The organism is Fictibacillus sp. KU28468 (assembly GCF_026153615.1).
Classification (GTDB): Bacteria; Bacillota; Bacilli; order Bacillales; family Fictibacillaceae; genus Fictibacillus_C; species Fictibacillus_C marinisediminis.
In genome coordinates, this window is record NZ_CP110666.1 from 387,853 (window position 1) to 399,964 (window position 12,112).

Annotated in this window: 11 protein-coding genes; 6 read left to right on the plus strand and 5 right to left on the minus strand. The window is 45.0% G+C overall.

The window, feature by feature from the left end; translation table 11 throughout:
* The first annotated feature begins 13 nt into the window (after positions 1 to 13).
* The 3 genes from OKX00_RS01985 (at position 14) to OKX00_RS01995 (ending at position 3,739) form a co-directional block, all read left to right on the plus strand.
* Entirely contained in the window at positions 14 to 1,417 is a 1,404-nt protein-coding gene (locus OKX00_RS01985) for an MDR family MFS transporter (protein ID WP_265409192.1), read from the plus strand.
* A gap of 352 nt (positions 1,418 to 1,769) precedes the next feature.
* Positions 1,770 to 2,471 carry an alpha/beta hydrolase gene (locus tag OKX00_RS01990; protein WP_265409193.1) on the plus strand — a complete coding sequence of 234 codons (702 nt, stop codon included), beginning with the start codon at positions 1,770 to 1,772 and terminating at the stop codon, positions 2,469 to 2,471.
* A gap of 218 nt (positions 2,472 to 2,689) precedes the next feature.
* A complete protein-coding gene (locus OKX00_RS01995) occupies positions 2,690 to 3,739 on the plus strand; it encodes a lactonase family protein (protein ID WP_265409194.1) in 1,050 nt (349 codons plus the stop codon).
* 513 nt (positions 3,740 to 4,252) lie between these two features.
* On the opposite strand, the gene OKX00_RS02000 is transcribed toward OKX00_RS01995, so the two are convergent.
* The 4 genes from OKX00_RS02000 to OKX00_RS02015 form a co-directional block, all read right to left on the minus strand.
* Positions 4,253 to 5,149: a COX15/CtaA family protein gene (locus tag OKX00_RS02000; RefSeq protein WP_265409195.1), complete on the minus strand. Its 897-nt coding sequence runs from the start codon at positions 5,147 to 5,149 to the stop codon at positions 4,253 to 4,255.
* A 138-nt stretch (positions 5,150 to 5,287) separates the two neighbouring features.
* Positions 5,288 to 5,689 carry an anti-sigma regulatory factor gene (locus OKX00_RS02005; RefSeq protein WP_265409196.1) on the minus strand — a complete coding sequence of 134 codons (402 nt, stop codon included), beginning with the start codon at positions 5,687 to 5,689 and terminating at the stop codon, positions 5,288 to 5,290.
* A gap of 161 nt (positions 5,690 to 5,850) precedes the next feature.
* Entirely contained in the window at positions 5,851 to 6,543 is a 693-nt protein-coding gene (locus tag OKX00_RS02010; RefSeq protein WP_265409197.1) for a Na-translocating system protein MpsC family protein, read from the minus strand.
* 606 nt (positions 6,544 to 7,149) lie between these two features.
* On the minus strand, positions 7,150 to 7,338 hold the full coding sequence (locus OKX00_RS02015; RefSeq protein WP_265409198.1) for a hypothetical protein: 189 nt from the start codon (positions 7,336 to 7,338) through the stop codon (positions 7,150 to 7,152).
* 185 nt (positions 7,339 to 7,523) lie between these two features.
* On the opposite strand from OKX00_RS02015, the gene OKX00_RS02020 reads away from it, so the two are divergent.
* Entirely contained in the window at positions 7,524 to 8,312 is a 789-nt protein-coding gene (locus OKX00_RS02020; protein ID WP_053356591.1) for a TrmB family transcriptional regulator, read from the plus strand.
* Positions 8,313 to 8,844: 532 nt separating this feature from the next.
* Here OKX00_RS02020 and OKX00_RS02025 read toward each other — a convergent pair.
* Positions 8,845 to 9,684 (minus strand): STAS domain-containing protein, encoded by an 840-nt coding sequence (locus tag OKX00_RS02025; protein ID WP_265409199.1) that lies wholly within the window; start codon positions 9,682 to 9,684, stop codon positions 8,845 to 8,847.
* Between the two features lie 393 nt (positions 9,685 to 10,077).
* Between OKX00_RS02025 and OKX00_RS02030 the strand changes: the two genes are divergently transcribed.
* A complete protein-coding gene (locus OKX00_RS02030) occupies positions 10,078 to 10,728 on the plus strand; it encodes a response regulator transcription factor (RefSeq protein WP_322114339.1) in 651 nt (216 codons plus the stop codon).
* Positions 10,729 to 10,746: 18 nt separating this feature from the next.
* On the plus strand, positions 10,747 to 12,066 hold the full coding sequence (locus OKX00_RS02035; protein ID WP_416054287.1) for a PAS domain-containing sensor histidine kinase: 1,320 nt from the start codon (positions 10,747 to 10,749) through the stop codon (positions 12,064 to 12,066).
* Positions 12,067 to 12,112 lie beyond the last annotated feature (46 nt).

Below are 12,112 nucleotides of genomic sequence, written 5' to 3' on the forward strand. Positions count from 1 at the left end.
GCTCAAAAAAGGAATGGAAACATCAAGTTATAAACAGTCTACCATCGTAGCGCTCCTGCTCGCAGGATCTTTTATCGCTATACTGAACCAAACGCTCATGATCACAGCGATACCGCCGGTTATGAAAGAAATGCACATTACAGCAAACAGTGCCCAATGGCTCACAACCGTGTTCATGCTTGTGAACGGGATCATGATTCCTGTCAGTGCTTTTTTATTGGAACGCTTTTCAACGAGGCAGCTTTTTATCACCGCCATGAGCATATTTGCTTTTGGTACATTAGTGGCTGGATTTGCCCCTAATTTTGAGACATTGCTGCTGGGGAGGGTTATCCAGTCGAGCGGTGCAGGGGTCATGCTTCCGCTGATGCAAACTGTATTTTTAATGATTTTCCCTGTGCATAAGCGCGGCGCAGCCATGGGATTAATCGGTCTCGTCATATCCTTTGCACCAGCGATCGGTCCCGCTTTATCAGGCTGGGTAACCTCTCATTATTCATGGAGAGTTCTGTTTTTTATCATCTTGCCGATCGCACTTATTGATATTTTGATCGCCTATTTTTCTTTGAAAAACGTGACAGAAGTGACGAAACCGAAAGTGGATGTCCTCTCCATCGTTTTGTCTTCGGTTGGTTTTGGAGGTCTGCTGTATGGATTTACGTGCGCGGGCAATTACGGATGGACGGCGAAGAGTACGGTGATCTCCCTCTTGGCGGGTGCAGCAGCACTCGTGCTGTTTATTACAAGGCAGCTGCGCTTGAAACATCCGATGCTTGAGTTCCGTGTCTTCACTAAAGGTATATTTCCGATCACTGTTTCCATTGGAATGATCACCTTTATGGGATTGATCGGAGCGGAAACAATCATTCCGCTGTTTATGCAGAACATGAGGGATTTCACTGCGTTCGAAGCAGGTCTGGCCCTGCTGCCAGGTGCCTTGATCACCGGTCTGATGTCACCGATTACTGGCAGGATTTTTGATCGGATCGGAGCGAAATGGCTGGCGCTAACCGGCTTAACCATCATAACGGTGTCATCATTTGCCTTCTCCTTTCTAGGGCCGGCGACATCGTTTACGTATATCACAGTATTGTATGGAGTCCGCATGTTCGGCTTGTCCATGGTCATGATGCCAGCAGCTACCGCAGGTTTAAATCAGCTGCCCAAACGGCTCATTCCTCATGGAGCGGCCATGGATATTACGATGAGGATGATTGCTGCATCTGTTGGTACAGCGATCCTTGTTACGGTGATGACGACGACCGAAGAAACGGCCAAGCATCTCCCTGACATTGCTCATCCGGATATGTATGGCGCGAACATTGCCTTTATGGTCATTTCTGTTCTTTCTCTCATTGGAATTGTACTTACCTTTTTTATTAAAAAAGAAAAAGCCGTTGAGGGAGCAGGAGAATAGTTCGAAAGACAGCCGTGTTTACAGTTAAGTGCGGCTGTTTTTCTATGTTTGAAGAAGGAATGGAGTGAATCGATAATAAAAGCGCCGTTTTCGATAATTTATGGGCTCGGAACCCATTTCCGCTCTCAGCCGCGAATTTTATGATGAATTAGGGTGTTTTTCCATCCTGTCTGTAAAACAAGAAACAGCGAATTTTTCACCACTTTTTTCAAAAAACTCATTGTTGCCTGTCCTGAATTGTTTTTCATAGGGCAATTTAACTGCGTGGCCCTTTCATGCTATGATAAAACATGGATAAAAGAGCAGTTAGTCAGGAGGGTTACCCATTAGTCTATTAATCAATGAAAACCGGATGCACAGCAGCCAGTTGAACCGTGAAATTGAAGTGAAGTGGCTGTTTTCTGATCAGCTTCAGGAGGGGGATGTGCAGCTCCTCTTCGTGCAGGACGGATATTATTACATGAAGCTTGGAGGACTCCAGGAAACGTTTGAAAAACTGCTGGAGGAAAAGCCTGAACTCGCCAAGAACCTAGTCATGGTAACGGTCAGCCCGGGATCTCCCTCACAGCGCAGAGAGGTGTATCATCCGAACGGCGAGCTCTTTGAGGCGTTTACCGAATTCTTTTATAACGAAGTGCTGCCGGACGTGCAGAAAAAGCTGAAGGCCATCAATATGAACGTGGTCAAAATGGGATCACTCGGGGATTCGCTTGCCGGAGTCATCTCACTTTACCTCGCCATGAAAAAACCGGAGATCTGGTCGCACCTCATGCTTCAGTCTGCCGCATTTGATGAAGAGATGGCGGAGGATGCACGGCGTCAGATCCAGCAGTCGGACTGGAAGATCTATCAGGTCGTCGGTGAGCGGGAGAATAACTTTAAGTCGCCGGTTACCGGGGAAATCGCCCATATTTATGACGGCAACAAAAGCATGATGAAGGTGTTTGGGGAGAAAGAGCTTTCCCTTGATTATCATGTGGAAGACGAAGAGCACCGCTGGATCTTCTGGAAGGACGATCTGCCAAGGGCGCTGTGCTTCTTTCTGAAAAACTAATGTTTTGGTGCCAGGCACCCTCTTTTGACATATGTCAAAACGCGGTGCCTGGCACCGCCAAGTTAGCAGAGGAAGCAGTCGAATAAAACCTTCAAGCATGGTATTCGGAATGAATATCATGCTTTTTTTGCGCGAACAATAAGGGTTCGAACAGGTTTCTTTGTGACTGCTTGTGTTAGAATTTAAGAAATCAGAATTTTAGAGAGGAGATCATTACGATGACAAAGTACTCAGGCTATATCGGAACCTATACTAAAGGTGAAAGCAAAGGTATCTACTCTTTTACGCTCGATACAGAAGAAGGCAGAATTACAGATATTAAAGCAGCAGCTCAACTAGGGAATCCTACATACTTAACGATCAGTGAAGACAATCAATACCTTTATGCCGTAAAAAAGGACGGAGATATGGGAGGCGTTGCTGCTTACTCGATCACCAATGAATCAAGAGGGCTGACACTGCTGAACAGCCAGCTGACAGAGGGAGCTTCTCCTTGCCATGTCAGTGTGGACCGTGAAAACCGCAACGTGCTGACGGCGAACTATCACAGAGGAACGGTTGAGCGTTTGGCGGTCGAACAAGGAAAAGGCGTGCACCCTGCAACTTCCGTTATCCAGCATGAAGGTTCTGGCCCCGATGAAAGACAGGAAAAGCCTCACACCCACTATGCAGGTTTTACTCCGGATGAAAAATATGCAGCTGTCGTTGATCTTGGAATCGACAAGCTCATCACATATCAGCTCTATAACGGAGAGCTAAAAGAGGTGAGCAGCCTGTCTGTGAAGCCTGGGAGCGGTCCGAGGCATCTCGAGTTCCATCCGAACGGCAAAATAGCTTACCTTATGACCGAGTTCAGTTCAGAAGTCATTGTATTGGCATACAACGAAGAAGACGGCAGCTTTTCTATCCTTCAGTCGATTTCCACTCTCCCTGAAGATTTCACGGAAAACAATCAAGGCAGTGCGATTCATGTTTCTGCCGACGGCCGTTTTGTTTACGCAGGTAACCGCGGACACAACAGCATCGCAATCTTCAGCGTGAAAGAGGAGTCAGGCGAATTATCATTTGTCGACCGCACGCCGACAGAAGGCGACTGGCCGCGTGATTTCATGCTCGATCCTTCCGGAAAATTTATCGTGGCTTCCAATCAGGAATCCGGCAACCTTGTTCTTTTCTCAAGAGACGAAAATACAGGCAAACTGGCGCTCCTGCAATCGGATGCGTTCGTTCCTTATCCGGTCTGCGTGAAGTTTTTGCATGTGAAATAAAGTTAAGTGGGACTGTCCTGAAAGTCGAAAATTGACCTTCAGCAGCTCCTTTTTGGCTTCAATGAAAAGTTGATTGAAGTGGAAGGTGCGAGACTCCTGCGGGACCAGACTTCTTGGACAGCCCCTTTTATTTTGCTCTTCTCATATGCAGCGTTTTTTAGCTTTTTTTGAAAGATTTGAAGTGTTTTTGATGAATAAATAAGTAAATAGTTCTACATACGCTTAAAACCGTGGCATTTCGGCTTTTGTGAGGTGTAGGAAGCCTTTTTACTGCATGTTTAGGAGGATTTTCAGCTTATTTATCTTGTCCATCCACTGTCCAAGGCTTTTATTATCGATATTCTATTGTTATTATCGAAAGCACGGATTTATTATCGAAAAGGGCATTTTTATTATCGATTGGATTCCTTTCGACATGAATTGACTCGTTTCGACGCAATCATTTTCATCTGGCTAAGTACAAGCAACATAAAAAAACGGCCCAGGCTTCTCGTCCTGGACCGTTTTTCTTCATTATTCAGGTTTCTTCCTCGTCTGCAATGCAACATAGAACAGCACCGCAAACAGCAGAGTGATTAACGCTGAATGAGACAATGTAGCAAAAATGTTCAAGCGGGTCAGAACGACGAGCACGCCGCTGACACCCTGTAAGAGTGTTAAAATAAACGCGGTAAGTGATGCGTAATAAAGATCCGGCCGGTTGCCGCGCAAATGCCTGCAGGAGTAGATAAACAATCCAAGTACAAGACAGAACAGTACGACAGCTGCCATACGGTGAAGGTAGTGAATACCCGGCAGGCCGGCCAGCGGCAAGAAATTGCCGGGATAGCAGCCAGGAAAATCAGTACACGCCAGGCTTGCTTTTACGTGGCGCAAGTACGCACCGGAATAGATATCAAGATACGCATAAGCGACCGTAATCCAGGCAAACCACTTAAAACGCTTCGATACGGCGCTTTTAACGAGCAAATGGGACCTGTCCTTTTGGACGACAAACACACTCAAGAGAACTACACCTGTAAAGGCTAACAGAGAAAATCCGAAATGCATCGCAAGAACCTCAGCCGATTGCGGCCATAAAACAGCTGCTGCACCAATGATGGATTCAACGATGATAAAGCTGATTCCGAGAATGGCAAGACCTTTCACTTCACGGATGCCGCGGTAACGGCGCCATGCCCAAATCGAGAAAATAATAACAACAATCCCTGCAAAACCGGTGATCAGACGATGCGTATATTCGATCATCGTTGCAACGGTATATTCGGGAATAAATTTACCATTACACAGCGGCCAGTCACTTCCGCATCCCATGCCGGAGTCTGTGTCAGTCACAAGAGTTCCGGCGATCATTAATAAGAACATGATGACACTTGTAAAGACGGCCATTCCTTTAAAGGCTTTATCCATAGAAAAGCTCCTTTAGTAATATATACTCACACTTGACATCATGGGGTATACGGAGCCGGTAGTCAACTGAGTTGAAGCAAATGACAAACATTTGTCAAAATAAGGCGCAGATCCATCACACACCTTGGATTTTCACCGTCATTGCACCCATTTTACGGCAGTGATGGTCGTGCCAGCACCGTCGTGTGAATCGATGATAAATTCATCCATCAGCCGTTTTACCCCAGGCAGCCCCATTCCAAGACCCCCTGAAGTAGAGTAGCCGTCTTCCAGCACTCTTCGAACCTCTTTAATCCCGGGCCCTTGATCAGAAGCAATGATTTTAATGCCGGATTTCTGCTGTTTAAAAAGGAATTCAAACGTTATTTTGCCCTTTCCTGCGTATAAATAAATATTTCTGGCAAGTTCTGAGACAGCCGTAGTAATCCGAATCTGGTTGATCGTTGAGAATTTCAGCTTTTTGGAGAGTCGTTTCCCATGCTGTCTTGCATCCACGATATCCTGTTCTGAGTGAATATTGACAATGATGGTATCAAGCATAGCGCATTACCCTTTGTTTTCCTGTTAAATTTCCTATGTGGTGATCATGTAGCATACGTACCATCCCCTTTGCTGCACATCATAAAAAAATGCCAAAAAGAGGGCTGTGACGCCCTTCCTTTTGGCTTACATCTAGTTCCATGCCTAGCTTGTTGCTGCCCTTATGAAATTGGTTCTAATATTAATATCGCAGCGCTCCGGTCAAGCTCAAAATCCCAGTCAATAAAATAGTCAGCAATCGTGGTGCCTAGAAGCTTCTCCAGCTGTGGCGTATGTTCACCCAGCAGCCTTCTTTCCAGCCTCCGCTTTGCGATTCGGAGTGTTTCATCGGCCCCCAGAGCGATCAATTCTTTTTCAATATTCACCAAAATTTTGTCGCGGAAAATAATCAGCGTTCTGGCATTCAGCAGGTAGGACGAAATTCCCTCGGGGCTCTTTTCCGCCTCAAAGCTCATCCGGTCGATCTCCGTATGAATCTGCTCCTGGTTTTTATAAGCACCGGCTAATAGGTTGTCCGGTGAGTCCTTACTGACAGCCACAAAAATCCCTGTCTGAGTGTCCAGGTTCCAATCATAATAAAACTCCTGAATATCCATTCCGAGCTGCATTTTAAGGTAATCCGTAATTTCCCCAATGAACTGCTCCATCAGCATATCTCGTATCTTTTGGATAAAAGCTGCCTGGTTGGTGTTAAGCAGCGACCGTTCAGTGGGCGAAAGAAATTCTGTAAAGTACATCGTCACATAGGGTTTGGACAATGTGACAAAAACAGAGCCAGGTCCTCTTCCAAAATGATCTCTAAGAATTCTTCCGATATAACTGCTTAAATCCTTTTCTGCTTTCGATTTATCCATCGAGTTCCACCTAAATATTTTAGTCTTATGATGACATTTCAGATCATTTCAAACAGGAAGCCTCTTTTATTCCTAATATAGTATTCGTGGTCTCCTCCCGATTTCCTGCCACTAACCATCCCGTTCTAAAAAACAGGTCCGGCTCGCTAGTTTCATCTGATGGCTATGCTGCTCCTCATAATCAATGGTGCTTAAAAACAGGATGTCCTCTCCGATATTTTTCTGAAAAACCCTTTCTTGCATCTGCTGTAATCTTGAAGCACTCGACGGAGCTCTTTCATAAACAACAAAATCTCGTGTTTGTCAGCAATATCGACAAAACCCCTTTGTTATAGCTTGCTAGTCCGATTAGCTCTTTCGGGACGCAAAAAGAGCCGAAAAGAAAAGGACTGCCCTTCACTCTTCGTTCGGCTCATGTTTGACACACATTGTCCAATTCATTACTGCCGCACGTTATTCTTTTAAAATGAATGTAATCACACTGTTATCCAGTTCGAAGTCCCAGTCCACAAAAATATCCAGGATATCTGCATTCAATATAGAAACATAGTCGTCAAATTGCTGCAAGAGGCCTTTTCCAGCTGTAGGTTGGATACCATCAGCGTCTCATCTGATCAATTGCTTTTCGATGGCAACTAAAACTCCTTCTCGGACAACAATGAGCGTACGGGGACTAAGTTTATAGGAAGTAACCTGTGCTGGTGCCTTTTCTGCAAGGCTACTCATCTTGATCACGCGCTCGTGTATCTGCTCTTTGCCTTCATAAGGCTCGCCATCACTAAGATCCGATTGCAAATCCTCCAGGCACACACCGAACGTTAAAATTTGTGGCAATAATTCAACAGGAAGATGAAAAATAATGGAATATTCGGCTATCATAAAGTAGAATAAAATTAAGTAGTATTATAAAATACTCCTCTTTAGTAGTTTTAAGAAACACTACTTCGGTGCCTGGCACCGAAATAATCGGAGGGAAAATAATGATTGATCTATTGAAAAAGCTAGGAATGACGGAACTCGAGGCTAAATGCTATATCACATTGCACGAAGAACCTGAACTGACAGGCTATGAAGTGGCGAAAAGGGTAGCAGTGTCACGGGCAAATGTTTATTCCGCGCTAAGGTCTCTCGCGGAAAAAGGGGCATGCCGAAGCAAGGAAGGAGATTCGGTTCGATACAATGCCGTGCCAATCGAGGATTGGGTGCGTCTTTTTCAAACAGAATTTGAGCAAACGTCCAAAGTGCTTATCCAAGAATTGAAGACTCCTCCGCAGCCTGCACCCGCCTTTTATAATTGGCAGGGAAACAGGGGACTTGATCTTGCACTCCGCAGAGTGATCGCCAATGCGGAAACATCGATTGTAGCTGAAATCTGGGCAGAGGACCTTTCATGGATGGAAGACGTACTGCTCGACGCAGAAAAACGGGGAGTAACGGTTGTGCTCATATCGATTGGAGAAACAAGCATACCCCTGGAAAATGTGATCGTCCGCCAAAGAGATGATCAATGGCATACAGATGAACGTAAATTCTCTCTTCTATGCGATTCAAAAACAGCTTTTATAGGGAGCTTTGGCGGGACACTCAAACCGTCTTCGGCAGAGACAGATCATCCAGCTGTAATTGAGATGCTTAAAAATGGCTTCTACCATGACCTGATCATGCAGCAGATCGAACAGGACTTCAGCAAGGAATTGGACGAGAAGTACGGTGAAAACTATAAAAAACTATTAAACTATTACATTAACGAATTGGGGTGGAAGGTATAAGGGGTATAGAACAGGGACCTCTAAATTACTTTTTTTCTTCATTGCTATTTATGTAAAATAATATTTGTTATTTTTCCCATAAATAAAATAGAGAAGGTTGTTTGGTTTAATTTAGAAAAAAGCTTTTTCATCAATTACGGCCCTTTTATTTGTGGCCAAAGCATAAGTTGAGAAAAAGACAGATGTTCAGGGAAGAATTATATTAAAATAAGAAAAGTGTTTGTAACCCCGAATCTAAGATGCTTTTAAAAAGGCCATGATTCGGTTTTTTGTGTGTTGGCAGAAAAAACTTAGTGATCTCGAAACATTGGGAATTAAAAGTATAGGTATCGTGTGTGCAGGAAAGCTCGGCGATAGGGGATTGAGGCAACGTACTATTCAGAGGTAAAAAAAGTCTATTAACTACCCTAAACTTTGCTTTATTGTAATCTTCCATAGTCCATGAAGAAGCATTTTAAAAGACAGGCTGTGAACTTTGAATGACTAAGATTAAATGAATAGAAGACTCTGTGGCAATTCAAATTCAGTTAACCTAAATCTTCACTTTTTTCTTAGGTTCAAGTAAATGGGCCAAGGCGACTTTAAGACTTCCAAACGTTAAGATATCCGAGAAATTCAAACCAAGCTTGATACTGGTTTGTGCAATCTCCGGTCGAATACCAGATATGATTGCTTTGATGCCGAGCAAGGACAGCTGCTTTATGACCGTAAAGAGCTCATCGGCTACCGTGGTGTCGAGAGTATAGACACCGGACAGATCAATGATCAAATACTGAAGCTTCAGGCTGCTTGCCTTGTTTAGTGTCTGCTCCTGAATGAAAGTGGCCCGAAATGTATCCAATTCACCGACTAGCGGCAAAATTCCAATGTTCCCAGTAATGGGGATAACGGGGACACCCGTCTGGATCATGTTTCGATGCTCGAATGTTACGCCATCGTCGAATTGGTGATAATGGCTGGTGAAAACTTCAATCACACGGTCAAAAGCACGGTTAAACTGTAAACTCCACGCACCGATGTGAGAGGTGCGGACGTCTTCGGCATAAGAATCGGCAAACTGCTGGATATACCGCCAGGAAATCTCTCGGCAGCGGTTGAAATTCTGAAGAATTTTAATAAGCGGAACGCCAGCACTCTTCCTTTGTTGGGCGAGTTCTTTGGCCCACGGATAAGGATCGTGCCCACTCATCATGCAGTCAGCGAGCATAGTGGTGAATTTAATATGCTGTTTTCGAAGCGTACTTCCAATCTCTCTTGAAGCGTTAAGCGAATAAATATAATATTCTTCTGTGGCTCTGCTTTGAAGCCAATCTTCCGCCATGTGATGTGAATGGTCTAGCATAAACGCATAGAGCTGTTTTTCGATCACCACTTATTGAACCTCCCCTTTTTTTAAAAAAAATTTCCGTGCAGAATGGCATGTTTCCGATCGTAAGCGCAACAATGGCTGTGATGAAAAGGGTAAGCATCTACTGTATCGATTAAGTTGAAATCAGGGAAGTAGTGGTGTTCGTTTGGGTTCTTATACTGAAATTATTTTTCTATCCTACTAAATTCTTTGCTTAAGAAACAAAATCCTCTTTACCCAACCCAAATATTAATGCGGCTAACAATTGGATTGTTTGGTGGAGGGGTTTGGTGGAGAATTGTTTGGTGCCAGGCACCGCATTTTGACATATGTCAAAAGCCGGTGCCTGGCACCAAACCAAAACCGAAAATGGTAAACTAGAAGAAATGTGATGAAAAGAGGAAGGAGGGACCTACCTTGATTAAGATTCTGCTTGTGGATGATCATGCGGTGGTGCGGCAGGGGCTCATGATGCTGCTGAACGCTCATCCGGATTTCGATGTAGCCGGGGAGGCATCGGAAGGTAACGAAGGGATTCAAAAAGCACTGGAACTCAAGCCGGATGTCGTCATCATGGATTTGAGCATGCCCCATGGCAAAGATGGGCTGTCGGCGACCTCTGAGTTAAAGAAGCAGCTTCCTGACTGTGCCATCCTGATTTTAACGATGCACAACGATGAGGAATATTTATTTCAGGCGATTCAGGCAGGTGCTTCAGGATGTATTTTGAAAAGTGCACCGCACGAAGAACTCATGGCAGCCATCCAGAGTGTCTATTATGGAAATGCTTATTTGAATCCGTCGGCTACCAAACGCCTTATGGAAGAATATTTAAATCATGTGAAACAGGGAACAACGGATACCTACAGGTTGCTGTCAGACCGTGAAAAGGAAGTATTGACCTTAATCGCCAAAGGCTATTCTAATAAAGAAATCGGTGAACAGCTGGTTATCAGTGTGAAGACGGTGGAGACCCATAAAGGCCATCTAATGGAGAAACTTAAATTGAAAACCAGGCCAGAACTGGTTGAATATGCTCTGAAAAAAGGACTCCTAGGGTATAAATAGCTCTTTTGAAAAGAGGGGATGAAAGTGGACCAAAAGGATAAAGGGAGGAACGGACAGATAATCATTGATTCCTCCGGTGCAGTTAAGTCAATGAATGAAGCGGCTCGAGATAGATTTGGATGGCCGAGTTTAAATGAGGTTAAGATTGAAGAACTGGTTCCTGTCTTGAACATCGAGAAGCTGGAAGAGGAGAAATTGGTCCCCTGCTTTGGGAAAGAAAAGAGCGGCCGTGAATTTCCTCTTTTTATAAGAAAGAGTTCATTTGAGCTGGATGGTACGACGTATTCTTTGCTGCTCCTTCAAGATATTAAGATTGAGGCAGAGGATACTGCTGGCACTTATGCCCGCGAAAAGGAATTGGCCGACTTTAAATTTGCACTGGACGAGTCAGCGATCGTGGCGATTACCAACCGCAGGGGAATCATCACCTACGTGAATGATAAGTTTTGCAGCGTGTCCCAGTATCCGAGGGAGGAACTGGTGGGCCGGGATCACCGTCTGATCAACTCGGGCTATCATCCTAAGGCGTTCATGCAGAACCTTTGGTCAACCATTTCAAGCGGCAAGGTATGGCGTGGTGAAGTGAAAAACCGGGCAAAGGATGGATCCTATTACTGGGTGGACACGACTATCGTCCCCTTTCTTGAAGAAAGCGGAAGACCCTATCAGTACTTGGCCATCCGTTCTGAGATTACTGATAAAAAGCGGGTGGAGAAGGAGCTTCAGCATATGATGACCCGCTTGCTGGACGTACAGGAGGAAGAACGGAAGCGTCTGTCGCGGAATTTGCATGACGGCATCGGGCAAAATTTGTACAGTCACTTGATTACGATCAACCGGATGCGTTCGGAAAAGGAGCATCCACTGCTGGAGCAAATGCAGCAGGAGGCATCAGAACTGATTGAAGAAGTGCGCGATATTTCCTGGGAATTGCGCCCGTCCGTTCTGGACGATCTTGGACTTGTTCCTGCCATTCGTTCATTTTTGTCTCGTTTCGGTGAAAACTATGGGATTGACGTGAAGTTTGATTGCTCGCTTTTCGGAAGGCTGGGCATTGAAAAAGAAACGACCATTTACCGGGTTATTCAGGAGGCGCTAACGAATGTGCGGAAATACGCAGGTGTAACTGAAGCGGCGGTATCCATTCAGGGCACGGATACGGATGGGAGTGTCCATGTGAATGTGAGCGATAATGGCCGAGGGTTCGATGCTGAATATGATGAACCCGGTGTCGGTTTGTTCAGCATGGAAGAAAGAGCACGGGCTGTAGGCGGGACGCTGGAAGTTCATTCAGAGGTGGGAAAGGGAACAACGGTGTCGCTGGAACTGCCTGTATAGGAGTTTACATAATGGTGCCACTCTACTTGATGGTGCCAGGCACCGC